Genomic DNA, 24,862 nt, shown 5'->3' with positions numbered 1-24,862 from the left:
TTGCCGCCTTTGTTTTAAGCAATTAATGGCTTTTTGCTGTTTTTTTCCGCAGTTGATACAATGCCTCGAAAATGCCCTTGCGAAGGTGATTCGCTTTGGTTAGTATTCACACCCGCTTCAGTGGGAAACAAAATCCTGCTAATTGGTCGAAGCATTGGTATGCGGCAAATCCGCAAGGAACAGGTTGATTATGTACGAAGCTCTTTTAGTTATTTTCCTTATTGTAGCCATCGCTCTCGTAGCGCTGATTATGCTGCAGCAAGGTAAAGGCGCTGATATGGGAGCCTCCTTCGGAGCAGGCGCTTCCGGTACGCTGTTCGGTTCAAGTGGTTCTGCGAACTTCATGACCCGTACGACGGCGATTCTGGCTACGCTGTTCTTCATCATCAGTCTGGTGCTGGGCAATATCAACAGCAACAAGACCAGTAAAGGAAGCGAGTGGGAAAATCTGAGCGCGCCAGCAAAAACTGAGCAAACTCAGCCAGCTGCACCGGCTAAGCCAACCAGCGATATCCCGCAGTAAGTATTCAGTACCGAGGTGGTGGAATTGGTAGACACGCTACCTTGAGGTGGTAGTGCCCTAACGGGCTTGTGGGTTCGAGTCCCATCCTCGGTACCAATATTCCAGAAGAAAGACGTCGCAAGACGTCTTTTTTTTCGTCTGTACATTCTGTGTTTCCGATCTATTGTAGGGCGGGTAAGCGCAGCGCCGCCCGCCGTTTTGCCCGGCGGCGCTGCGCTTACCGGGCCTACGAAGACCACAAAAAAGGCGCCCATTGGGCGCCTTTTGCATGTCTTGCTGTCGATTACTTCTTATCGCTGTGTTCCAGGTTCTCAACCTGCGGCAGACCATTACCGGAATTCGCGGAGAGCAGGCCATTCTCAACATAGTTGAACAGCTTCTCACGGGTATCGGTGATGTCCAGGTTACGCATGGTCAGCTGGCCAATACGATCGTCCGGAGAGAATACTGACTCACCTTTCTCCATGGTCAGACGCTCTGCTTTATAGGTCAGGTTGTCAGACACGGTATTGAGGATGGAGTAATCATTGCCGCGACGCAGTTCCAGCGTCACTTCGCCGGTGATTGCGCTCGCCACCCAACGTTGCAGGGCGTCACGCAGCATCAGCGCTTGTGGATCAAACCAGCGACCCTGATACAGCAGTTTGCCCAGCTGACGGCCATGAGCGTGATACTGCTCAATGGTGTCTTCGTTGTGAATACCGGTCAGCAAACGCTCGTAAGCGATGTGCAGCAGCGCCATCCCCGGAGCTTCGTAAATGCCACGGCTTTTCGCTTCGATGATACGGTTTTCGATCTGATCGCTCATACCCAGACCGTGACGACCGCCGATGCGGTTTGCTTCCAGCATCAGTTCAACATCGTCTGAGAAGGTTTTACCGTTCAGGGCAACCGGATGACCGCGTTCGAAACGCACGGTCACTTCTTCCGCCGGGATCTTCACGTTCTCATCCCAGAATTTTACGCCCATGATCGGGTTAACAATTTTTACGCTGGAGTTCAGGAATTCCAGGTCTTTCGCTTCGTGCGTCGCACCCAGCATGTTGGAGTCGGTTGAGTAGGCTTTCTCAACGGACATCTTATAGTCAAAGCCGCAGGCAATCATAAACTCAGACATTTCATGACGGCCACCCAGTTCGTCGATGAAGTCGGTATCCAGCCACGGTTTGTAGATCTGCAACTCGGCGTTGGTCAGCAGACCGTAACGATAGAAACGTTCAATATCGTTGCCTTTATAGGTACTGCCATCACCCCAGATGTTCACGCCATCTTCTTTCATGGCGGCGACCAGCATGGTGCCGGTGACAGCACGACCCAGCGGAGTGGTATTAAAATAGGTCAGGCCGCCGGTAGTGTTATGAAAAGCACCGCACTGGATAGCGGCAATGCCTTCAGCGACCAGTTGCTTACGGCAGTCAATCAGACGTGCGTTCTCTGCGCCATACTCCATGGCACGACGAGGGATCGCGTCATAATCTTCCTCGTCCGGCTGACCCAGGTTCGCAGTATATGCATACGGAACCGCTCCCTTCTGGCGCATCCACAGCAGTGCAGCGCTGGTATCCAGGCCGCCTGAGAAAGCGATGCCAATACGTTGTCCTACCGGAAGATGCTTGAGAATCGTCGTCATAGAATAAAACCCTGCTTGATTGACTGATTAGAGACCGCTTTCGCTCTCTTGTGCATTTTTATGCAAAATAAGTGAGTATTCATTTAATCATCTTTTGTCGAAGACCGAAAGAGACTCGTGCGTTTTTTGTAAAAAAATTGGTCTGTTCTGTCTGGCAGAAGCTGGGTTGACAGGTGGGGTCAACTATCAATATACTAAACGCCGATTTTACGTCCCGTCTTCGGTACCAAATCCCAGCATTATTTGCAAATTCTGTCCAAAACGCGTAGAATTTGCCACGTTTCAGGCGCGGGGTGGAGCAGCCTGGTAGCTCGTCGGGCTCATAACCCGAAGGTCGTCGGTTCAAATCCGGCCCCCGCAACCACTTTCCTATAAAGTTCTTTTTCAAATATACTGTGAAGACTTAGAGCCTTCGTAGCTGGATTTGAAAAAATTCTTTCGGAAAGTGCTCCAGGCCACAGTTGTGGCTATAGGGTTCAGTTATCTAAAGCCCCGATTTATCGGGGTTTTTTGTTATCTGACTACAGAATAACTGGGCTTTACGCCCTTTTTTTATGTCTTGGGGGTGGGCTTGTCCACATTAGAGCAAAAATTAACAGAGATGATTACTGCACCGGTCGAAGCACTGGGCTACGAACTGGTCGGCATCGAATTCGTTCGCGGCCGCACATCGACGCTGCGCATCTATATTGATAGTGAAGATGGCATCAATGTTGATGATTGTGCTGATGTCAGCCACCAGGTGAGTGCGGTTCTTGATGTTGAAGATCCGATTACCGTTGCGTACAACCTGGAAGTTTCCTCACCTGGCCTCGATCGTCCGATGTTCACGGCCGAGCACTATGTGCGCTTTACCGGTGAAGAAGTGGCTCTCGTTCTGCGTATGGCCGTACAGAACCGCCGTAAATGGCAGGGAATTATCAAAGCCGTTGATGGTGAAATGATCACGGTGACAGTCGAAGGCAAAGATGAAGTGTTCGCGCTGAGTAATATCCAGAAGGCGAACCTGGTTCCCCACTTTTAACAGTCTGGATTGAGGTGAAAAGCCCGCGATGAACAAAGAAATTTTGGCTGTTGTTGAAGCCGTCTCCAACGAGAAATCACTGCCGCGTGAGAAGATTTTCGAAGCGCTGGAAAGTGCACTGGCTACAGCAACCAAGAAAAAATACGAACAAGAGATCGATGTTCGCGTAGAAATCGATCGTAAAAGCGGTGACTTCGATACATTCCGTCGTTGGGTAATCGTTGAAGAAGTGACCCAACCGACCAAAGAGATCACCCTGGAAGCGGCACGTTTTGAAGACGAAAGTCTGAACGTGGGTGACTACGTTGAAGATCAGATTGAATCTGTCACCTTCGACCGTATCACCACCCAGACCGCGAAGCAGGTTATCGTGCAGAAAGTTCGCGAAGCCGAGCGCGCGCTGGTTGTCGATCAGTTCCGCGATCAGGAAGGCGAAATCATCACTGGCGTGGTGAAGAAAGTGAACCGCGATAACATCTCTCTGGAGATCAAATCCGAAGGGCTGCCGGGTAACGCTGAAGCCGTTATCCTGCGTGAAGACATGCTGCCGCGTGAAAACTTCCGCCCAGGCGACCGTATTCGTGGTGTGCTGTATGCCGTACGTCCTGAAGCACGTGGTGCACAGCTGTTCGTGACGCGTTCTAAACCAGAAATGCTGGTTGAACTGTTCCGTATCGAAGTGCCGGAAATCGGCGAAGAAGTTATCGAAATCAAAGCGGCGGCCCGCGATCCGGGTTCCCGTGCGAAAATTGCGGTGAAAACCAACGACAAGCGTATCGACCCGGTCGGTGCTTGCGTCGGTATGCGTGGCGCACGTGTTCAGGCGGTTTCTACCGAACTGGGCGGCGAGCGTATTGATATCGTTCTGTGGGACGACAATCCGGCGCAGTTCGTGATCAACGCAATGGCACCGGCTGATGTGGCGTCTATCGTTGTTGACGAAGACAAACACACCATGGATATCGCTGTAGAAGCGGGCAACCTGGCGCAGGCGATTGGCCGTAACGGTCAGAACGTACGTCTGGCGTCACAGCTGAGCGGCTGGGAACTCAACGTGATGACCGTTGATGACCTTCAGGCCAAGCATCAGGCTGAAGCCCACGCGGCGATCGATACCTTCACCAAATACCTGGACATTGACGAAGACTTCGCCACTGTGCTGGTTGAAGAAGGTTTCTCTACGCTGGAAGAACTGGCCTACGTGCCAATGAAAGAGCTGCTGGAAATTGACGGTCTGGATGAACCAACCGTTGAAGCCCTGCGTGAACGCGCTAAAAACGCACTGACCACCCTGGCGCTGGCTCAGGAAGAAAGCCTTGGCGATAAGAAGCCGGCTGATGACCTGCTGAATCTGGAAGGTCTTGATCGTGCGATTGCGTTCAAGCTGGCTGCCCGTGGTGTTTGTACGCTGGAAGATCTCGCTGAGCAAGGCGTTGATGACCTGGCTGATATCGAAGGTTTAACCGACGAGAAAGCCGGCGAACTCATCATGGCCGCACGTAATATTTGCTGGTTCGGCGACGAAGCGTAATAAACTGTAGCAGGAAGGAACAGCATGACTGATGTAACTGTAAAATCGCTGGCTGCTGAGATTCAGACCTCCGTGGACCGCCTGGTACAGCAATTTGCTGATGCAGGGATCCCGAAGGCCGCTGATGACTCGGTGACCGCGCAAGAAAAACAAACCTTGTTAGCGCACCTGAACCGTGAACACGGCTCTACGCCTGACAAGTTAACGCTGCAGCGCAAAACGCGTAGCACGTTGAACATCCCTGGTACCGGTGGCAAAAGCAAATCGGTACAAATTGAAGTCCGCAAGACGCGCACCTTTGTAAAACGTGATCCGCAAGAGGCAGAACGCCTTGCTGCGGAAGAGCAGGCACAGCGTGAAGCGGAAGAACAAGCTCAGCGTGAGGCAGAAGCCACTGCTAAACGCGAAGCAGAATTAAAAGCTGAACGTGAGGCCGCAGAAAAAGCGAAACGCGACGCCGGTGAAAAAGCGAAGCGTGACGCTGCGGAAAAAGACAAAGTGAGCAATCAACAGACCGACGAAATGACCAAAACTGCCCAGGCTGAAAAAGCCCGCCGTGAAAATGAAGCTGCCGAGCTGAAGCGTAAAGCGGAAGAAGAAGCCCGCCGCAAGCTTGAAGAAGAAGCTCGCCGCGTCGCCGAAGAAGCGCGTCGCATGGCAGAAGAAAACGAGAAGAACGGTGTGAATACCGCTGAACCAACTGAAGACAACAGCGATTATCACGTAACCACCTCTCAGCATGCGCGCCAGGCAGAAGACGATAACGACCGTGAAGTTGAAGGTGGTCGTGGCCGTACTCGCAGTACAAAAGCGGCGCGTCCTGCGAAAAAAGGTAACAAGCACGCTGAATCTAAAGCTGACCGTGAAGAAGCACGTGCAGCGGTTCGCGGTGGTAAAGGCGGTAAGCGTAAAGGTTCCGCTCTGCAGCAGGGCTTCCAGAAGCCAGCTCAGGCCGTTAACCGTGACGTTGTGATCGGCGAAACCATCACCGTTGGCGAACTGGCTAACAAGATGGCGGTGAAAGGCTCTCAGGTCATCAAAGCGATGATGAAGCTGGGCGCAATGGCCACCATCAACCAGGTCATCGACCAGGAAACCGCACAGCTGGTTGCCGAGGAGATGGGCCACAAAGTTATCCTGCGTCGTGAAAACGAGCTGGAAGAAGCAGTAATGAGCGACCGTGATACGGGCGCAGCGGCTGAACCGCGCGCACCGGTTGTGACCATCATGGGTCACGTTGACCACGGTAAAACCTCTCTGCTTGACTACATTCGTTCTACTAAGGTTGCCTCCGGCGAAGCGGGTGGTATTACCCAGCATATCGGTGCTTACCACGTAGAAACCGAAAACGGTATGATCACCTTCCTGGATACCCCAGGCCACGCAGCGTTTACCTCAATGCGTGCTCGTGGTGCTCAGGCAACGGATATCGTTGTTCTGGTTGTTGCTGCCGATGATGGCGTGATGCCACAGACCATTGAAGCTATCCAGCACGCGAAAGCGGCGCAGGTGCCTTTGGTTGTTGCAGTCAACAAAATCGATAAGCCAGAAGCCGATATGGATCGCGTTAAGAACGAACTGTCACAGTACGGCGTTATGCCGGAAGAGTGGGGCGGTGAAGCGCAGTTCATCCCTGTATCTGCAAAAGCAGGTACCGGTATCGACGACCTGCTGAACGCTATCCTGCTTCAGGCTGAAGTTCTGGAGCTGAAAGCGGTTCGTAAAGGTATGGCGAGCGGCGCGGTAATCGAATCCTTCCTGGATAAAGGTCGTGGTCCGGTTGCAACCGTTCTGGTTCGCGAAGGTACTCTGCACAAGGGCGACATCGTTCTGTGTGGTTTCGAATACGGTCGCGTTCGTGCGATGCGTAACGAACTGGGTCAGGAAGTGCTGGAAGCGGGTCCGTCCATCCCAGTGGAAATCCTCGGCCTGTCCGGTGTTCCGGCTGCCGGTGACGAAGTAACCGTGGTACGTGACGAGAAGAAAGCACGTGAAGTGGCTCTGTATCGTCAGGGTAAATTCCGTGAGGTGAAACTGGCTCGCCAGCAGAAATCTAAACTCGAGAACATGTTCGCCAACATGACTGAAGGCGAAGTTCACGAAGTGAACATCGTTCTGAAAGCGGACGTACAGGGTTCTGTGGAAGCGATCTCCGACTCCTTGCTGAAACTGTCTACCGACGAAGTGAAAGTGAAGATCATCGGTTCTGGCGTAGGTGGTATCACCGAAACCGACGCAACCCTGGCAGCTGCGTCCAACGCTATCCTGGTTGGCTTCAACGTTCGTGCTGACGCATCTGCGCGTAAAGTTATCGATGCTGAAAGCCTGGATCTGCGTTACTACTCCGTCATCTATAACCTGATTGACGAAGTGAAAGCAGCGATGAGCGGCATGCTGTCTCCTGAGCTGAAACAGCAGATCATCGGTCTGGCTGAAGTACGTGACGTGTTCAAATCACCGAAATTCGGTGCGATCGCGGGCTGTATGGTTACCGAAGGGACCATTAAGCGTCACAACCCAATCCGCGTACTGCGCGACAACGTGGTTATCTACGAAGGTGAGCTGGAATCCCTGCGCCGCTTCAAAGATGACGTTAACGAAGTTCGTAACGGCATGGAATGTGGTATCGGTGTTAAGAACTACAACGACGTTCGCGTTGGCGATATGATCGAAGTGTTCGAGATCATCGAAATTCAGCGTACCATCGCGTAATCTTCGTCAACTGAAGATTAATTAGCGTAGGCCGGGTAAGCGAAGCGCCACCCGGCAGTAATTTTAAAAAGGGGCTTAAGCCCCTTTTTTGTCTGGAGAATTTATTATGGCGAAAGAATTTGGTCGCCCACAGCGCGTCGCGCAGGAGATGCAGAAAGAGATCGCTCTCATTCTGCAACGTGAAATCAAAGATCCACGCGTGGGGATGATGACCACCGTGTCTGGCGTGGAAATGTCCCGCGACCTGGCGTACGCCAAAGTGTTTGTGACATTCCTGAATGACCAGGATGAAGACGCCGTGAAGAACGGCATTAAAGCGCTGCAGGAAGCCTCTGGTTTCATCCGCTCTCTGCTTGGCAAAGCGATGCGTCTGCGTATTGTGCCGGAGCTGACCTTCTTCTACGACAACTCGCTGGTTGAGGGTATGCGTATGTCCAACCTGGTGACCAGCGTGGTGAAACATGACGATGAGCGTCGTGTTAACCCGGCGGACGACAGCAAGGAGGACTGATGAGTCGTCCTCGTCGTCGCGGTCGTGACGTGCATGGCGTGCTGTTGCTGGATAAACCACAGGGCGCATCCAGCAACGACGTGCTGCAAAAAGTAAAGCGTATTTATAATGCCAATCGCGCGGGGCACACCGGCGCGCTGGATCCGCTGGCAACCGGGATGCTCCCGATCTGCCTGGGTGAAGCGACAAAGTTTTCCCAGTATCTGCTGGATTCCGATAAGCGCTACCGCGTGATTGCCAAACTGGGCCAGCGCACGGACACTTCCGATGCGGATGGTCAGGTGGTTGAAGAGCGCCCGGTAACCTTCAGCGCAGAGCAACTTGATGCGGCGCTGGAGAGCTTCCGGGGCGACACAATGCAGGTGCCGTCGATGTATTCGGCGTTGAAATATCAGGGTAAGAAGCTTTACGAATATGCGCGTCAGGGCATTGACGTTCCGCGTGAAGCCCGTCCGATTACCGTGTATGAGCTGTTGTTCATTCGCCACGAAGGTGATGAGCTGGAGCTGGAAGTGCACTGCTCGAAAGGGACCTACATCCGCACCATCATTGACGACCTCGGTGAAAAGCTGGGCTGCGGCGCGCATGTGATTTATCTGCGTCGTCTGGCGGTCAGCAAGTATCCGGTCGAACGTATGGTAACGCTTGAGCATCTGCACGCCCTGGCTGAACAGGCGCAAGCGCAGGGAATTGCGCCGGCAGATCTGCTGGATCCGCTGCTGATGCCAATGGACAGTCCGGCAGCAGATTTCCCGGTTGTTAATCTTCCTTTAACATCGTCCGTTTATTTTAAGAACGGAAACCCGGTCCGCACAACGGGGGCGCCGCTTGAGGGCCTGGTCCGTGTGACGGAAGGGGAGGAAGGCAAGTTTATCGGGATGGGCGAAATGGACGGTGAAGGGCGCGTTGCCCCGCGTCGTCTGGTCGTCGAATACCCGGTCGAAGCGTGACGGTGATAACGCCTCATCTTGCGATAAGCAGGGGAGACGAGTAGAATATCGCCGCTTAACGCCTGGTAAATTGTTTAACAATCTGCGGGGCGTACATGGGATAGCTGAATTAGAGATCGGCATCCTTACATTCTTTATACTTTGGAGTTTGAAAATGTCTCTAAGCGTTGAAGCTAAAGCTAAAATCGTTTCTGAGTTTGGTCGTGGTACTAACGACAGCGGTTCTACCGAAGTTCAGGTTGCACTGCTGACTGCACAGATTAACCACCTGCAGGGTCACTTTGCAGAGCACAAAAAAGATCACCACAGCCGTCGTGGTCTGCTGCGTATGGTTTCTCAGCGTCGTAAACTGCTCGACTACCTGAAGCGTAAAGATGTTGCACGCTACACCGCGCTGATCGAGCGTCTGGGTCTGCGTCGCTAATTCTTGCGAGTTTCAGAAAAGGGGGCCTGATGGCCCCTTTTTTCAACCAGACGGCAGCAATTCAGGGGAAACTATTGTATTGTTGCTATAAATGATCTTCATTGCAGAGGTTCGCGCGGCTAATGAGAGGCTTCACCCATGGGGGTGTCGGTTGTCATTAGTCGCGAGGATGCGAAGAAGGTCGGGTTAAATCGTCAGCACACCTGAGGTGTGCTTTCAAACATTTAAGAAAGGACAGAATTTTGCTGAATCCGATCGTTCGTAAATTCCAGTATGGTCAGCATACCGTCACGCTGGAAACCGGCATGATGGCTCGTCAGGCTACTGCTGCCGTAATGGTAAGCATGGATGACACTGCTGTATTCGTTACCGTAGTTGGCCAGAAAAAAGCTAAACCAGGTCAGGACTTCTTCCCACTGACCGTGAACTACCAGGAGCGTACCTACGCTGCCGGTAAAATCCCGGGTGGCTTCTTCCGTCGTGAAGGCCGTCCAAGCGAAGGCGAAACCCTGATCGCGCGTCTGATTGACCGCCCGGTTCGTCCGCTGTTCCCGGAAGGTTTCGTCAATGAAGTGCAGGTTATCGCAACCGTTGTTTCCGTTAACCCACAGGTTAACCCGGACATCGTAGCGATGATCGGTGCGTCTGCTGCCCTGTCACTGTCTGGTATCCCATTCAATGGCCCAATCGGTGCCGCGCGCGTCGGTTACATCAACGACCAGTACGTGCTGAACCCAACTCAGGAAGAGCTGAAAGAGAGTAAGCTGGACCTGGTTGTTGCCGGTACTGAAGCAGCGGTTCTGATGGTTGAATCTGAAGCAGAACTGCTGAGTGAAGACCAGATGCTGGGCGCAGTGGTCTTCGGCCACGACCAGCAGCAGATTGTTATCCAGAACATCAACGACCTGGTGAAAGAAGCCGGTAAACCACGTTGGGACTGGCAGCCAGAAGCGGTAAACGACGCGCTGAACGCACGCGTAGCTGCACTGGCAGAATCTCGTCTGAGCGATGCATATCGCATTACAGACAAACAGGAGCGTTATGCTCAGGTTGACGTGATCAAAGATGAAACCATCGCAACCCTGATCGCGGAAGACGAAACGCTGGACGCTAACGAGCTGAGCGAAATCCTGCACGCTATCGAGAAAAACGTTGTTCGTAGTCGCGTACTGGCAGGCGAGCCGCGTATTGATGGCCGTGAAAAGGACATGATCCGTGGTCTGGATGTGCGTACTGGCGTGCTGCCACGTACTCACGGTTCCGCGCTGTTCACCCGTGGTGAAACCCAGGCGCTGGTTACCGCTACCCTGGGTACTGCACGTGACGCACAGAACATCGATGAACTGATGGGCGAGCGCACTGACAGCTTCCTGTTCCACTACAACTTCCCTCCGTACTCTGTGGGCGAGACCGGTATGGTTGGCTCACCGAAGCGTCGTGAAATTGGTCACGGTCGTCTGGCGAAGCGCGGCGTGCTGGCAGTAATGCCAGAAGCAGACAAATTCCCGTACACCGTACGTGTCGTGTCTGAAATCACTGAATCCAACGGTTCTTCTTCCATGGCTTCCGTGTGTGGTGCCTCTCTGGCGCTGATGGATGCAGGCGTGCCGATCAAAGCCGCCGTTGCGGGTATCGCAATGGGTCTGGTGAAAGAAGGCGACAACTTCGTTGTTCTGTCTGACATTCTGGGTGACGAAGATCACCTGGGTGATATGGACTTCAAAGTGGCGGGTTCCCGCGACGGTATCTCTGCCCTGCAGATGGATATCAAAATTGAAGGTATCACCAAAGAGATCATGCAGGTTGCTCTGAACCAGGCTAAAGGTGCGCGTCTGCACATTCTGGGCGTGATGGAACAGGCTATCAACGCACCACGCGGTGATATCTCTGAATTCGCTCCGCGTATTCACACCATCAAGATCAATCCAGACAAGATCAAAGATGTTATCGGTAAGGGCGGTTCTGTTATCCGTGCACTGACCGAAGAAACGGGCACCACCATCGAAATCGAAGATGACGGTACTGTGAAAATCGCAGCAACCGACGGTGAGAAAGCGAAATATGCTATCCGCCGTATCGAAGAGATTACAGCAGAAATCGAAGTGGGCCGTATCTACAATGGTAAAGTGACCCGTATCGTTGACTTTGGTGCATTCGTTGCCATCGGTGGCGGTAAAGAAGGTCTGGTACATATCTCTCAGATCGCTGACAAGCGCGTTGAGAAAGTGACCGATTACCTGCAAATGGGTCAGGAAGTACCGGTGAAAGTTCTGGAAGTTGACCGCCAGGGCCGTATCCGTCTGAGCATTAAAGAAGCAACCGAGCAGTCTCAGCCTGCTGCGGCGCCGGAAGCTCCGGCTGCCGAACAGCAAGGCGAGTAAGGTTGCCATTTGCCCTCCGCGCAGGCGGAGGGCTTATTATCAGGCAGGACGCCTTGTTAAGCCGCCGGGGGACAGGACGTTCATCCAATAGTTGTCTTCGGGAGTGGGAAATGAAGCCTTTTTTGCGCTGGTGTTTCGTTGCGACAGCTTTAACGCTGGCAGGATGCAGCAACTCTGCCTGGCGTAAGAGCGAAGTCCTCGCAGTGCCATTGCAACCGACTTTGCAGCAGGAAGTGATTCTGGCACGCATGGAACAAATACTTGCCAGTCGGGCTTTAACCGATGACGAACGCGCACAGCTTTTATATGAGCGCGGAGTGTTGTATGATAGTCTCGGTCTGAGGGCATTAGCGCGAAATGATTTTTCACAAGCGCTGGCAATTCGACCTGATATGCCTGAAGTATTCAATTACTTAGGCATTTATTTAACGCAGGCAGGCAATTTTGATGCTGCCTATGAAGCGTTTGATTCTGTACTTGAGCTTGATCCAACTTACAACTACGCGCACTTGAATCGCGGTATCGCATTGTATTACGGCGGTCGTGATAAGTTAGCGCAAGATGATCTGCTGGCGTTTTATCAAGACGATCCTAATGATCCTTTCCGCAGCCTGTGGCTTTACATCGTTGAGCAGAAGCTCGATGAGAAGCAGGCCAAAGAAGCACTGAAACAGCGCTTCGAGAAATCGGACAAGGAACAGTGGGGATGGAACATTGTCGAGTTCTACCTGGGCAACATTAGCGAAGCAACGCTGATGGAACGCCTCAAGGCGGACGCAACGGATAACACCTCGCTCGCTGAGCATCTCAGTGAAACCAACTTCTATTTAGGTAAGTACTACCTAAGTCTGGGGGATATGGACAGCGCTACGGCACTGTTCAAATTAGCGGTTGCTAACAACGTACATAACTTCGTTGAGCACCGTTATGCATTGTTGGAATTATCGCTCTTGGGCCAGGAGCAAGACGACCTGGCAGAATCGGACCAGCAATAGCTGACGACATAAACATCAGCCCGTAATCTTTTGATTGCCATCACCTTCACTGGTGAGGGCGTTGTTGTTCGTCAATACACCTAATTTGAGCCGGTTCACACTTTTCAATGAAAATTGCTAATCATTTTCACGATGAGCTAAGTAGACTGGCCGCCATTAATATCGAGGCACTTGTACTACATGGCTGAATTCGAAACCACTTTTGCAGATCTGGGCCTGAAGGCTCCTATCCTTGAAGCCCTTAACGATCTGGGTTACGAAAAACCATCTCCGATCCAGGCTGAGTGTATCCCACACCTGCTTTCTGGTCGTGACGTGCTGGGCATGGCCCAGACCGGTAGCGGTAAAACCGCAGCATTCTCGCTGCCGCTGCTGAACAACATTGATCCGGACCTGCGTGCACCGCAAATCCTCGTCCTGGCTCCAACCCGTGAACTGGCTGTTCAGGTTGCTGAAGCAATGACGGAATTCTCTAAACATATGCGCGGCGTAAACGTGGTAGCCCTGTACGGCGGCCAGCGTTATGACGTGCAGTTACGCGCCCTGCGCCAGGGCCCACAGATTGTTGTCGGTACGCCGGGCCGTCTGCTGGATCACCTGAAGCGCGGTACCCTGGACCTCTCTAAGCTGAGCGGCCTGGTACTGGATGAAGCAGATGAAATGCTGCGTATGGGCTTCATCGAAGACGTTGAAACCATCATGGCGCAGATCCCGGAAGGTCATCAGACCGCTCTGTTCTCTGCAACCATGCCAGAAGCGATCCGTCGCATTACCCGCCGCTTCATGAAAGAGCCGCAGGAAGTGCGTATTCAGTCCAGCGTGACCACTCGCCCGGACATCAGCCAGAGCTACTGGTCTGTATACGGCATGCGCAAAAACGAAGCGCTGGTCCGTTTCCTGGAAGCGGAAGATTTTGATGCGGCGATTATCTTCGTACGTACCAAAAACGCGACCCTGGAAGTGGCTGAAGCGCTGGAGCGTAGCGGCTATAACAGCGCAGCGCTGAACGGCGACATGAACCAGGCGCTGCGTGAGCAGACTCTGGAGCGTCTGAAAGACGGTCGTCTGGATATCCTGATTGCAACCGACGTGGCAGCACGTGGTCTGGACGTTGAGCGTATCAGCCTGGTTGTAAACTACGATATCCCAATGGACTCCGAGTCTTACGTTCACCGTATCGGCCGTACCGGTCGTGCGGGTCGTGCGGGCCGTGCGCTGCTGTTCGTTGAGAACCGCGAGCGTCGTCTGCTGCGTAACATTGAACGCACCATGAAGCTGACCATTCCAGAAGCGGAACTGCCAAACGCAGAACTGCTGGGCAAACGCCGTCTGGAAAAATTCGCCGCGAAAGTACAGCAGCAGCTGGAAAGCAGCGATCTGGATCAGTACCGTGCGCTGCTGTCCCAGATCCAGCCTGTCGCTGAAGGCGAAGAGCTGGATATGGAAACTCTGGCCGCAGCACTGCTGAAAATGGCGCAGGGCGAACGTAGCCTGATCGTGCCACCTGATGCACCGATGCGTCCTAAGCGTGAGTTCCGTGACCGTGACGATCGTTTCGAACGTCGTGGCGACCGTAACGACCGTGGTCCACGCGGTGACCGTCCAGAGCGTGGTGGTGAAGACCGTCCACGTCGCGAGCGTCGTGACGCTGGCGAAATGGAACTGTATCGCATTGAAGTGGGCCGTGATGATGGTGTTGAAGTTCGTCACATCGTTGGCGCGATCGCTAATGAAGGCGACATCAGCAGCCGTTACATCGGTAACATCAAGCTGTTCGGTTCACACTCAACGATCGAGCTGCCAAAAGGCATGCCGGGCGAAGTACTGCAGCACTTTACTCGCACCCGCATTCTGAACAAGCCAATGAACATGCAACTGATGGGTGATGCACAGCCTCGCTCTGACCGCGGTGGCGAACGCCGTGGCGGTGGTCGCAGCTTCGGTGGCGAGCGTCGTGAAGGCGGTCGTAGCGAAGGTCGCACTGGCGAACCTCGTCGTTTCTCCGGCGAGCGCCGTGAAAATCGTGGCCCACGCCGCGAAGAAGGCACCAGCCGTCGTCGTTTCGGTGACGCGTAAGCCTTTTCGCTTTTGACGTAAAGTAAAATATACAGCCCCGATAGTTGTTATCGGGGCTTTTTTTATTCCTTTTGTACTCTTGTACTGGTACAGTGCATCACATTAAAATGCACACCACATTTTTGACTGGAGATAAGGCCGCATGGCAACACTAACCACCACCCAAACGTCACCTTCGCTGCTTGGCGGCGTGGTGATCATCGGCGGAACCATTATTGGTGCCGGGATGTTCTCCCTGCCAGTGGTTATGTCCGGTGCGTGGTTCTTCTGGTCGCTGGCGGCGCTGGTTTTCACCTGGTTCTGCATGCTCCATTCCGGGCTGATGATCCTTGAAGCAAACCTGAACTACCGCATTGGCTCCAGCTTCGACACCATCACCCGAGATCTGCTGGGCAAAGGCTGGAACCTGGTGAACGGGTTGTCCATCGCGTTTGTACTCTATATCCTGACCTACGCGTACATTTCAGCGAGCGGGTCGATTCTGCATCACACCTTCTCCGAGATGTCGCTGAACGTTCCGGCGCGTCTGGCGGGTCTCTGCTTCGCGCTGGGCGTGGCGTTTATCGTCTGGATGAGTACCAAAGCGGTCAGCCGCATGACGGCGATCGTGCTGGGCGCCAAGGTCATCACCTTCTTCCTGACCTTCGGCAGCCTGCTGGGGCACGTCACGCCGGCCACGCTGTTTAACGTTGCGGAAGTGAACACCTCCTACACGCCATACCTGCTTATGACGTTGCCATTCTGTCTGGCGTCGTTCGGCTACCACGGCAACGTACCGAGCCTGATGAAGTACTACGGCAAGGATCCGCGCACCATCGTGAAATGCCTGATTTACGGCACGCTGCTGGCGCTGGGGCTGTATGTGATCTGGCTGCTGGGGACGATGGGTAACATCCCGCGTCCGGAATTTATCGGCATTGCGCAGAAGGGCGGTAACATTGATGTGCTGGTACAGGCGCTGAGTGGCGTGCTGAACAGCCGCAGTCTGGATCTGCTTCTGGTGGTCTTCTCTAACTTTGCGGTGGCGAGCTCATTTCTCGGCGTGACGCTGGGCCTGTTTGACTACCTGGCAGATCTGTTTGGTTTTGATGACTCTGCGATGGGGCGCTTCAAAACGGCGCTGTTAACCTTCCTGCCGCCGATTGTGGGCGGCCTGCTGTGGCCGAACGGTTTCCTGTACGCCATCGGCTATGCAGGACTGGCGGCTACCATCTGGGCGGCGATTGTACCGGCGCTGCTGGCGCGTAAATCACGTAAGCGCTTCGGCAGCCCGAAATTCCGCGTCTGGGGCGGAAAACCGATGATTGCGCTGATCCTGGTATTTGGTCTCGGCAACGCGGTGGTGCACATGCTGTCGAGTTTTAATCTGTTGCCTGTGTATCAGTAAACAGAAAGCCCGGTGGCGCTGCGGTATGAACCGGAAACATGGGTAACACTTTAGACCGGATACATGGGTAACAGTTATAACTGGCATAGAAGAGGAGACTCGCTATGCCCTGGACTGAGACGCGACCTATGCAACGCCTTGATTTCATCCGTGCCTGCCATGCAGGTACGGATTCTTTTTCTGCCCTCTGCCGTCTCTTCGGCATCAGTCGAAAAACCGGTTACAAATGGCTTCAGCGTTTTGACCCCTCTGACCTGTCATCTCTCTCTGACCGGTCGCGTGCTCCGCACTCCCACTCCCGGACAGTTCCTGATGATATCGCCGGGCAGCTTACGGCCCTGAGGCAAAAACACCCTGACTGGGGCCCCAAAAAACTGCGGATGTGGCTGCTCAATCATCACGTCGATTTTACCGTCCCCGCTGCCAGTACTATCGGCGATATCCTCAAGCGTGAAGGCCTGGTTCCGGATAAAAAGCGAAAACGCAGAACCCCGGGCAATCGCCAGCCCCTGACCATCATCAGTGAGAACAATCAGGTCTGGAGCGCTGATTTTAAAGGCAAGTTCAGGCTGCTGAGCCGGAAATACTGTCATCCCTTCACCCTCACCGACAATCACAGCCGGTATCTTCTGAGCTGCCGGGGAGCAGACCGGGAGAGCGAGCCCTTCGTCAGGCAGTGCCTGACGGATGCGTTCCTGGAGTACGGTCTGCCGGAAGTCCTGAGAACGGATAATGGTCAGCCTTTCGCAGGAACAGGTATCGCCGGGTTAAGTCGCCTTGCAGTCTGGCTGATAAAGCTGGGCATCAGACCGGAACGCATCAGAAAGGGGCATCCGGAAGAAAACGGCCGTCATGAGCGAATGCATCGTTCGCTGAAAAGTGCAGTAAAACAGGGCAACATATTTATGACGATGGAAGAACAACAGCGGTGGTTCAGTGGCTACCGGGAAGAGTTTAACTATGAAAGGCCACATGAAGCCCTGGCGGGTGCAACGCCCGGAACGGTATGGCAACCCTCAGGCCGGCACTGGGATGGCAGGGTTCCTGAATATGCTTATCCGGAAGGAGGTACGGTCTACAGGGTGAAATCAAGGGGGACACTCTATATGGGGAAAAAGGGGACGGTGTTCCTGAGTGAAGCGCTGACTGATGAGTACATCATGCTGGAAGAACAAGATGATGGCCTGGAGGCCATCATCTTTAATGGAATAACGCTTGCGTACTACGACCGAAAAACCCAGAGTGTGCTCCGGATAGACTGAAAAGTGTTACCTATGTTCCCGGTCTGATCTGTTACCTATGTATCCGGTCATACACTACGCTTACCGGGCCTACAGGGATCGCGTAGGCCGGATAAGGCGAAGCCGCCATCCGGCAAAAAACTACCCCACCAACTCCTCTTTCACCTGCATCGCCAGATCAAATGAATGCAAACGCGCCTGATGATCGAAAATCTGGCCGTTGACCATAATTTCATCCGCCTGCGTTTCTCGTAGCACTGCCTCCAGACCGTGACGCACCTTCGCCTTATCACCCACCAGCGACATGCTCAGGGCCTGCTGCACGCCATACTGCTCAGAGGCCGACCACAGCTGATGCATATTTTCTACCGGTGGTGGCAACTGGCCCGTCTCGCCGCGACGCAGCTTCACAAACGCCTGCTGCATGGAGGTAAACAGGAATTCCGCGTCGCGGTTGCTGTCGGCGGCAATGATATTGATGCACACCATCGCATACGGCTTCTCAAGACGCTCGGAAGGCTTGAAGTTTGTGCGGTAGAGATGCAGAGCCTGATGCAGCATATCCGGTGCGAAGTGGGAAGCGAACGCGAACGGCAGCCCCAGCTGTGCGGCAAGCTGTGCGCTGTACAGACTTGAGCCTAACAGCCACACCGGGATTTTCTCGCCGTAGCCCGGCACCGGGCGCACGTGCGGGTTAGGATCGCTCGCATCGAACCAGTCTACCAGCTCCGCTACATCACGCGGGAAGTTGTCGATATCGCCGCTCATATGGCGACGCAGGGCGCGCATGGTCGGCTGGTCGCTGCCCGGCGCGCGGCCAAGACCCAAATCAATGCGTCCGGGGTAGAGTGTATTCAGGGTGCCAAACTGCTCGGCAATCACCAGCGGGGCATGGTTCGGCAGCATCACGCCACCGGAGCCAAGGTGCAAAGTAGTGGTATTCGCCGCCAGATAGCCAATCAGTACTGAGGTGGCGGCGCTGGCGATGCCCACCATGTTATGGTGCTCCGCCAGCCAGTAGCGGTGATAGCCACGTTTTTCGGCAAGCTGAGCCAGATCCAGAGAGTGCGAAAAGGCTTCTCTTGCCGAGGAGCCTTGTGGAATCGGTGCCAGATCCAGCACCGAAAACGGAATGGTTTTGTCAGTCATAACAGCTCACTTTGTCGACGGTCAATCTTTAATACTGCATTAAAAAATGATAACCGTTGTTAACAAAGTGAGCTTTTTTACCCCTGCAATTCCAGCCCGGCGAGACGTTTCCAGTAACCGTTGCAGTCGCTGTTTGCCGTCAGCGGCAGCGGCGAGGCGCCGTTTTCGTTGGCGCGGAAGGCGTGCAGCATGGCGAACACGCCGGTATCGAGCGGCGAAAGACGCACCATATCCACCAGCCCATGCATTGACGCCAGCTCGTTGCCGAGGTTATAGACGTAACCGCTCATAGTCTGAATGCCGTTGAGGACAAACACCTGCTGATTCTCCTGCGAGAGCATGCTGCGTCCGTTCGGGTACTTAATGCAGCAGGTTTCACACTCGTCTTTCGGGCGATCTTCGGAACGCGCGGTGAAGCAGCGGGCAGAGTAGGCCAGCGGCAGATGGCCGTAGCTCAGCACTTCGACTTCAAACTGATTGCGAATGCCCAGCTCGTCACACTGATTTAGCAGGTTGACCAGCCAGTCGCGGGAGAGCTCAACCGGCATGCACCAGCGTGTCATCCCTTGTTTGAGCAGCAGGCGCAGGGTCACCGCGTTATAGCAGTTCAGCGCATGTCCGGCGACAAACGGCAGCTTACGCTCGGCGCACATGTTCACCACGCCCAGGTCGCTCGCCTCCAGCAGGAACTCACCGTTTTCGACGTAGCGCTTCAGCTCGCCCAGTTCAGAGGACGCCTGCACCAGCGCCAGCGTCGAGAGCACCACCTGCTTGCCGCTGCCGGCCAGGCTTTTCGCCATATCCAGCCAGTCGCCCACTTTGGTGGCACGGCGCTTGCTGCACACCGCTTCGCCGAGGTAAATCACATCGGCGCTGCTGTTAGCCGCCTGCTGGTAAAAATCTTCCAGCGTCTCTTTTGGCCAGTAGTAAAGCACCGGCCCTAATGAATATTTCATGATTATCTCACTGCCATTTACGGTGATACGCGCCGAGCGTGGTTTGCGTGCCTTCGGACATCGCGCCGAGCGTCTCCATCCAGGCCGCCTGCGGGGCGTAGTTTTGCGGGTCCGCCATGCAGCGGTCGATAGCCTGACGCCACACCTTCGCCACCTGGCTCACGTAGGCCGGGCTACGCTGGCGGCCTTCGATTTTCACCGAGGCAATGTTGGCGGCCAGCAGTTCCGGCAGCAGCTCCAGCGTGTTGAGGCTGGTGGGCTCCTCCAGCGCGTGGTAGCGCTCGCCGTCCACCAGATAGCGGCCTTTGCACAGCGTCGGGTAGCCCGCGTTTTCACCGTCCTGATAGCGGTCGATTAACACGTTATTCAGGCGCGACTCCAGCCCCTGCGGCGTTTGCTGCCAGCGAACGAAGCGGGCAGGCGAGCAGGCACCGACGGTATTTGGCGATTCCCCGGTAAGATAGGAAGAAAGATAGCAGCGGCCTTCGGCCATGATGCACAGGCTGCCGAAGGCAAAAACCTCCAGCGGCACTGGCGTGACGCGCGCCAGTTGCTTAACCTGATGAATAGAGAGCACGCGCGGCAGCACCACGCGAGCCACGTCAAAGTGTCGATGATAAAAACGCACGGCCTCTTCATTGGTGGCCGATGCCTGAACAGAGACGTGGCGCTCAATATGCGGATAACGTTCTGCCGCATACTCAAGCATAGCGAGGTCGGCCAGGATCAACGCATCGGCGCCCAGCTGGGCCGCCATATCCACGGCGCGCTGCCAGCGGGCGTAGCCATCAGGATGGGCAAAGGTATTGATGGCGATGTGCAGTTTTCGCCGGTGCTGGTGAACGAAGTTAACGGCTTCCTGAAGCTTTTTCTCCGTAAAGTTAAGACCCGCAAAATGGCGGGCATTGGTATCATCTTTCAGCCCGATATAGACCGCATCGGCCCCATTTTCGATGGCCGCCTTAAGCGCCGGAAGGTTTCCGGCAGGGCAGAGCAGCTCCATAATTTATCCCGATGTTGTCGATCGCAGGGATCGTAAAAAATGTTAACGAGCTGGGATTTTAATTAACCCATACGCGACAATTTTTGATTTAAGGCAGCTTATGGCGTATTGATGGCACCAATAATGAGGTATACCGGACAACGGTTTGTTGATTTACGCCGCTATCTTCTTGTCGGGATATGGCAAAATAGCAGGACTATAGCTATCAGGGAGTAAAGCTCGTGCTGGATAAACTGCGTTCACGTCTCGTACAATTCGGTCCATCAATGCTGAGCGTGCCGGTAAAACTGGCGCCGTTCGCGCTTAAACGCCAGGTGCTGGAACAGGTACTGAGCTGGCAGTTCCGCCAGGCGCTACAGGACGGTGAGCTTGAGTTTCTGGAAGGCCGCTGGTTAAAGATTGAAGTACGCGATATCGGGTTGCGCTGGTTTACTTCCGTAGAGAACGATCGGCTTATCGTCCGTGAAACCGCCGAGGCGGATGTCAGCTTTAGCGCGGATGCCAGCGATCTGCTGATGATCGCCGCGCGCAAACAGGATCCGGACACCCTTTTCTTCCAGCGTCGTCTGGTGATTGAAGGCGACACGGAGCTCGGTCTGTACGTCAAAAATTTAATGGATGCCATTGAGCTGGAGCAGATGCCGAACGCACTGCGTATGATGTTGATGCAAATGGCAGATTTCGTTGAGGCCGGGCTAAAAACCCCGCCGGACAGTAAACACACTTCAGTAGGTGAACCATGCTGATTCGAGTCGAAATTGGGATTGATGCGCCGGGTATCGATGCGTTGTTACGCCGCTCTTTTGCAGGCGACGCCGAAGCTCAACTGGTTCACGATCTTCGCGAAGATGGCCTGATTACGCTGGGCCTGGTTGCCACCGACGATGAAGGGCAGGTAGTCGGCTACGTGGCGTTCAGCCCGGTGATTGTGCAGGGTGAAGAGTTGCAGTGGGTCGGCATGGCGCCGCTGGCGGTGGATGAAAACTACCGTGGACAGGGCCTGGCACGCCAGCTGGTCTATGAAGGGCTGGATTCCCTGAATGAATTTGGCTATGCCGCTGTCGTCGTTCTGGGCGATCCGGCGTTCTACGAGCGTTTAGGCTTTGAGCCAGCGTCCAGATACGATCTGCGCTGTCACTGGCCAGGCACGGAAACATCTTTCCTGGTACATCCTCTGGCGGACGATTCGCTCGACGGCGTTACCGGTCTGGTGGAGTACCACGATCATTTCAATCGTTTTTAAGCAGGCTTTCGCGTAGCGCCTCGAAAGAGCCGTCCCCGTTGACGAGACGCTCTTTCTGGCGCTTCGTCAGCTGCTTGATGCGGTATTCCAGCCTGAGCGCCAGGGATCTGTCGCCCACGGCGGCTGAAAACGCCAGCTGAAGTTCACCTTTCCCCCGCAGTGCTTTCGCCCCTTTTCCCGTTTGATGTTGTAAAAAACGCCGTGCCACATCGGTAGTGATCCCGGTGTAGAGTGCGTTATCAGCGGTTCGGACAAGATAGAGAAACCAGCACACGGTAAACAGATTCAGTATGTTAAGGTGAACGCACCATAGCATGAGAGAGAGCGAAAATGGAAACACTGGCCGCCATTAACCGCTGGCTGGCAAAGCAGCATGTTGTGACCTGGTGCGTCTGTAAAGACGAGGAGATGTGGTGCGCAAATGCCTTTTATTACTACGATCCCGAGCGCGTGGCCTTTTACGTGATGAGCGAAGACAAAACGCGGCATGCGCAGATGACGGGCCAACAGGCAAAAGTGGCGGGCACGGTAAATGGTCAGCCTAAAACCGTTGCGCTGATCCGCGGGGTCCAGTTCAAAGGCGAAATTCGTCGCCTGGAAGGTGAGGAAAGCGACGCCCAGCGTAAACGCTATACGCGCCGCTTCCCGGTGGCCGCAGCGCTAAAAGCCCCGGTGTGGGAAATCCGCCTTGATGAGCTGAAATTTACCGACAACACCCTGGGCTTTGGCAAGAAGCTGCACTGGTTACGCACCGAGCAGGCGTAGCGCTTCGCGGTTAAACGCTGGAAGATCGTCCGGCGTACGGCTGGTGATCAGCTGATCGTTATCGTTCACCACTTCCTGATCGTAGAACTCGGCACCGGCGTTTTTCAGATCGATAACGATCGGTTTCACCGCGGTGAGCTTACGCCCGCGTACCACCTCGGCGCTGATCAGCAGCTGTGGACCGTGGCAAATGGCAAACACCGGTTTACCGGTGCCGACGAAGTCACGGGTAAAGGTGACGAAACGCTCGTCCCCGCGCAGGGAATCCGGTGAATGGCCGCCCGGTAACAGCAGGGCGTCGAAATCCGACGGGCTGACGTTATCAATGGATTCGTCAATGGTCACGCTGGCTTCACCCTTGTGGCCCTTCACGGTTTTACCCGCTTCTTTTTCGATGGTGACCACCTCGTGGCCCGCCTTGCGGAATGCCTCTGCTGGCGACGTAAATTCTGAATCTTCAAACTCGTCGGTAATCAAGACTGCGATTTTTTTACCCATGCTTCCTCCGTTGTTTTCGCTTCAGACTGTTTTTTTCCCGTTTGTGGTAAATACTTACCGGTAACAGACTTTTAAGTGTGGTAGAGCAGGCCCAGATCGCAAACGGACAATTCTGTAAAGGGGACAAGATGAGTCAGGTACTGATTACCGGCGCAACCGGGCTGGTGGGTGGACATCTGCTGCGGCTGCTGATCCAGGATCGGCATATCAACTATATCGCCGCCCCGACGCGTCGCCCGCTGTTGGATATCACCGGCGTCTATAACCCGCACGATCCCCAGCTTACCGACGCGCTGGCGCAGGTGCAGGATCCCATTGATATCGCCTTTTGCTGCCTTGGCACCACCCGACGGGAAGCGGGCAGTAAAGAAGCCTTTGTCCATGCAGATTACACGCTGGTGGTAGATACCGCCCTGACGGCCAAGAAGCTGGGTGCTAAGCATTTCCTGGTGGTCAGCGCGCACGGCGCGAACGCAGGCTCGCCGTTTTTTTACAACCAGGTGAAGGGCAAAATGGAAGAGGCGTTAATCGCGCAGCAATGGGAGCGCCTGACCATCGTACGGCCTTCCATGCTGATGGGCCACCGCGACGAACGGCGTTTTAACGAGTCTTTTTTCGCTCCGCTGTTTCGCATCCTGCCCGGTAACTGGAAGTCCATCGAGGCGCGGGATGTCGCGCAGGCGATGCTGAAAGAGGCACTGGCTCCGTCGCAAGAGGGGGTTAATATTATCCCTTCGGCAAAACTGCGTGAAATCGCGCAGGGCGAGGCGTAAACTTCCCCGGCTTATTAAATAACACCTTCCGGGGAATGGTATGACTGGTCAGTCTTCATCTCAGGCGGCAACACCTGTTCAGTGGTGGAAGCCCGCACTCTTCTTTCTCGTGGTCATCATTGGCCTCTGGTATGTGAAATGGCAGCCGTACTACGGTAAAGCCTTCACCGCCGCCGACACCCACAGCATCGGTAAATCGATTCTCGCGCAGGCCGATTCCAGCCCGCTTCGCGCGGCGTGGGATTACGCAATGGTCTATTTTCTTGCCGTCTGGAAAGCGGCGGTATTGGGCGTATTGCTGGGCTCGCTGATTCAGGTACTTATCCCGCGTAACTGGCTGATAAAAACCCTGGGACAACCGCGCCTGCAGGGCACGCTGCTGGGAACGATTTTCTCCCTGCCGGGCATGATGTGCTCCTGCTGCGCTGCACCGGTGGCGGCGGGTATGCGCCGACAGCGCGTGTCGATGGGCGGTGCGCTTGCCTTCTGGATGGGTAACCCCCTGCTGAACCCGGCAACGCTGGTGTTTATGGGCTTCGTTCTCGGCTGGCATTTCGCGTTTATCCGTCTGGCGGCTGGCCTGCTGACGGTGGTGCTTGTCGCTACGCTAGTGCAGCACCTGGTGAAAGACAACGAGGCCGGGCCTGCCTCCGTTGAGCTGGACCTCAGCGATCCGCAGGGCAGTTTCTTAGCTCGCTGGGGCAAAGCGCTGTGGCAGCTTTTCTGGAGCACAATCCCGGTCTATATCCTGGCCGTACTGGTGCTGGGGGCGGCGCGCGTCTGGCTGTTCCCGCATGCGGATGGCGCTATCGACAACACGCTGATGTGGGTGATTGCGATGGCGGTGGCCGGTTGCCTGTTTGTGATCCCAACCGCGGCGGAGATCCCGATTATTCAGACCATGATGATGGCTGGCATGGGTACCGCACCGGCGCTGGCGCTGCTCATCACGCTGCCGGCGGTGAGCCTGCCGTCGCTGATCATGCTGCGTAAGTCATTCCCGGCGAAAGCGCTGTGGCTGACGGCGGGGCTGGTGGCGTTGAGCGGAGTGATTGTGGGGAGTATGGCGCTGGTGTGAAAGAAAGCCCGG

The 24,862-nt window shown here is 54.7% G+C and carries 24 protein-coding genes and 2 tRNA genes; 20 read left to right on the top strand and 6 right to left on the bottom strand.

The window, feature by feature from the left end; translation table 11 throughout:
• Nucleotides 1-190: 190 nt before the first annotated feature.
• The gene (gene secG / locus L3069_RS19910) at nt 191-523 is read left to right on the top strand and encodes a preprotein translocase subunit SecG (protein WP_003861803.1); all 333 of its coding nucleotides are present in this window, start codon (nt 191-193) and stop codon (nt 521-523) included.
• 9 nt (nt 524-532) lie between these two features.
• Nucleotides 533-619: transfer RNA gene (locus L3069_RS19905), tRNA-Leu, on the top strand.
• A gap of 187 nt (nt 620-806) precedes the next feature.
• On the opposite strand, the gene argG is transcribed toward L3069_RS19905, so the two are convergent.
• Nucleotides 807-2,153 (bottom strand): argininosuccinate synthase, encoded by a 1,347-nt coding sequence (gene argG, locus L3069_RS19900; RefSeq protein ID WP_022649518.1) that lies wholly within the window; start codon nt 2,151-2,153, stop codon nt 807-809.
• A gap of 287 nt (nt 2,154-2,440) precedes the next feature.
• On the opposite strand from argG, the gene L3069_RS19895 reads away from it, so the two are divergent.
• From L3069_RS19895 to L3069_RS19835, 13 genes are all read left to right on the top strand, one after another.
• Nucleotides 2,441-2,517 (top strand) — tRNA-Met (locus L3069_RS19895).
• 207 nt (nt 2,518-2,724) lie between these two features.
• Nucleotides 2,725-3,177, top strand: a complete 453-nt coding sequence (rimP, locus tag L3069_RS19890) for a ribosome maturation factor RimP (protein ID WP_014833432.1) — start codon at nt 2,725-2,727, stop codon at nt 3,175-3,177.
• 28 nt (nt 3,178-3,205) lie between these two features.
• Nucleotides 3,206-4,708 carry a transcription termination factor NusA gene (gene nusA, locus L3069_RS19885; protein ID WP_003861798.1) on the top strand — a complete coding sequence of 501 codons (1,503 nt, stop codon included), beginning with the start codon at nt 3,206-3,208 and terminating at the stop codon, nt 4,706-4,708.
• A gap of 24 nt (nt 4,709-4,732) precedes the next feature.
• Entirely contained in the window at nt 4,733-7,420 is a 2,688-nt protein-coding gene (gene infB / locus L3069_RS19880; protein ID WP_022649517.1) for a translation initiation factor IF-2, read from the top strand.
• Nucleotides 7,421-7,526: 106 nt separating this feature from the next.
• Entirely contained in the window at nt 7,527-7,931 is a 405-nt protein-coding gene (gene rbfA / locus L3069_RS19875; protein WP_003861793.1) for a 30S ribosome-binding factor RbfA, read from the top strand.
• Nucleotides 7,931-8,881 (top strand): tRNA pseudouridine(55) synthase TruB, encoded by a 951-nt coding sequence (gene truB / locus L3069_RS19870; RefSeq protein WP_023298718.1) that lies wholly within the window; start codon nt 7,931-7,933, stop codon nt 8,879-8,881. The genes rbfA and truB overlap by 1 nt, the downstream gene beginning before the upstream one ends.
• A 154-nt stretch (nt 8,882-9,035) precedes the next feature.
• Nucleotides 9,036-9,305, top strand: a complete 270-nt coding sequence (gene rpsO, locus L3069_RS19865; protein WP_003861789.1) for a 30S ribosomal protein S15 — start codon at nt 9,036-9,038, stop codon at nt 9,303-9,305.
• 242 nt (nt 9,306-9,547) lie between these two features.
• On the top strand, nt 9,548-11,686 hold the full coding sequence (gene pnp, locus L3069_RS19860) for a polyribonucleotide nucleotidyltransferase (RefSeq protein WP_022649515.1): 2,139 nt from the start codon (nt 9,548-9,550) through the stop codon (nt 11,684-11,686).
• A 110-nt stretch (nt 11,687-11,796) separates the two neighbouring features.
• Nucleotides 11,797-12,681 carry a lipoprotein NlpI gene (gene nlpI, locus L3069_RS19855; protein ID WP_003861782.1) on the top strand — a complete coding sequence of 295 codons (885 nt, stop codon included), beginning with the start codon at nt 11,797-11,799 and terminating at the stop codon, nt 12,679-12,681.
• Nucleotides 12,682-12,788: 107 nt separating this feature from the next.
• Entirely contained in the window at nt 12,789-12,869 is an 81-nt protein-coding gene (gene yrbN, locus L3069_RS19850) for a protein YrbN (protein WP_097397692.1), read from the top strand.
• The gene (locus L3069_RS19845; protein ID WP_022649514.1) at nt 12,862-14,757 is read left to right on the top strand and encodes a DEAD/DEAH family ATP-dependent RNA helicase; all 1,896 of its coding nucleotides are present in this window, start codon (nt 12,862-12,864) and stop codon (nt 14,755-14,757) included. Before yrbN ends, L3069_RS19845 begins: the two co-directional genes overlap by 8 nt.
• Before the next feature lie 142 nt (nt 14,758-14,899).
• A complete protein-coding gene (gene mtr / locus L3069_RS19840) occupies nt 14,900-16,144 on the top strand; it encodes a tryptophan permease (protein WP_038416787.1) in 1,245 nt (414 codons plus the stop codon).
• Nucleotides 16,145-16,248: 104 nt separating this feature from the next.
• Nucleotides 16,249-17,406 (top strand): DDE-type integrase/transposase/recombinase, encoded by a 1,158-nt coding sequence (locus tag L3069_RS19835; RefSeq protein WP_023305267.1) that lies wholly within the window; start codon nt 16,249-16,251, stop codon nt 17,404-17,406.
• Between the two features lie 120 nt (nt 17,407-17,526).
• On the opposite strand, the gene L3069_RS19830 is transcribed toward L3069_RS19835, so the two are convergent.
• From L3069_RS19830 to L3069_RS19820, 3 genes are all read right to left on the bottom strand, one after another.
• Nucleotides 17,527-18,534 carry an LLM class flavin-dependent oxidoreductase gene (locus L3069_RS19830; protein ID WP_022649512.1) on the bottom strand — a complete coding sequence of 336 codons (1,008 nt, stop codon included), beginning with the start codon at nt 18,532-18,534 and terminating at the stop codon, nt 17,527-17,529.
• A gap of 77 nt (nt 18,535-18,611) precedes the next feature.
• Entirely contained in the window at nt 18,612-19,490 is an 879-nt protein-coding gene (locus tag L3069_RS19825; protein ID WP_038416786.1) for a U32 family peptidase, read from the bottom strand.
• 7 nt (nt 19,491-19,497) lie between these two features.
• Nucleotides 19,498-20,493, bottom strand: coding sequence for a peptidase U32 family protein (locus tag L3069_RS19820; RefSeq protein WP_022649510.1), 996 nt, complete (start codon nt 20,491-20,493; stop codon nt 19,498-19,500).
• A gap of 221 nt (nt 20,494-20,714) precedes the next feature.
• Between L3069_RS19820 and L3069_RS19815 the strand changes: the two genes are divergently transcribed.
• A complete protein-coding gene (locus L3069_RS19815; RefSeq protein WP_023307057.1) occupies nt 20,715-21,239 on the top strand; it encodes an SCP2 domain-containing protein in 525 nt (174 codons plus the stop codon).
• The gene (locus tag L3069_RS19810) at nt 21,233-21,736 is read left to right on the top strand and encodes a GNAT family N-acetyltransferase (protein WP_022649509.1); all 504 of its coding nucleotides are present in this window, start codon (nt 21,233-21,235) and stop codon (nt 21,734-21,736) included. Before L3069_RS19815 ends, L3069_RS19810 begins: the two co-directional genes overlap by 7 nt.
• Here the strand turns inward: L3069_RS19810 and L3069_RS19805 are convergent.
• Nucleotides 21,723-22,052, bottom strand: a complete 330-nt coding sequence (locus L3069_RS19805; RefSeq protein ID WP_003861768.1) for a GIY-YIG nuclease family protein — start codon at nt 22,050-22,052, stop codon at nt 21,723-21,725. The genes L3069_RS19810 and L3069_RS19805 overlap by 14 nt on opposite strands.
• A 14-nt stretch (nt 22,053-22,066) precedes the next feature.
• Here L3069_RS19805 and L3069_RS19800 point away from each other — a divergent pair, with 14 nt between their 5' ends.
• Complete coding sequence (locus L3069_RS19800) at nt 22,067-22,501, top strand: YhbP family protein (protein WP_022649508.1); 435 nt, start codon at nt 22,067-22,069, stop codon at nt 22,499-22,501.
• On the opposite strand, the gene L3069_RS19795 is transcribed toward L3069_RS19800, so the two are convergent.
• On the bottom strand, nt 22,481-22,999 hold the full coding sequence (locus tag L3069_RS19795; RefSeq protein ID WP_015571965.1) for a type 1 glutamine amidotransferase domain-containing protein: 519 nt from the start codon (nt 22,997-22,999) through the stop codon (nt 22,481-22,483). The two genes, L3069_RS19800 and L3069_RS19795, sit on opposite strands and share 21 nt — an antisense overlap.
• Nucleotides 23,000-23,127: 128 nt before the next feature.
• On the opposite strand from L3069_RS19795, the gene L3069_RS19790 reads away from it, so the two are divergent.
• Nucleotides 23,128-23,772 (top strand): NAD(P)H-binding protein, encoded by a 645-nt coding sequence (locus tag L3069_RS19790; RefSeq protein ID WP_022649507.1) that lies wholly within the window; start codon nt 23,128-23,130, stop codon nt 23,770-23,772.
• A 40-nt stretch (nt 23,773-23,812) separates the two neighbouring features.
• The gene (locus L3069_RS19785) at nt 23,813-24,850 is read left to right on the top strand and encodes a permease (RefSeq protein ID WP_023307055.1); all 1,038 of its coding nucleotides are present in this window, start codon (nt 23,813-23,815) and stop codon (nt 24,848-24,850) included.
• The last annotated feature ends 12 nt before the right edge of the window (nt 24,851-24,862 follow it).

It is taken from the genome of Enterobacter cloacae complex sp. ECL411, assembly GCF_021869665.1.
Taxonomy (GTDB): Bacteria; Pseudomonadota; Gammaproteobacteria; order Enterobacterales; family Enterobacteriaceae; genus Enterobacter; species Enterobacter intestinihominis.
The sequence above is the reverse complement of the archived record's forward strand: the minus strand, read 5'-3'. Positions and strand labels throughout refer to the sequence as shown.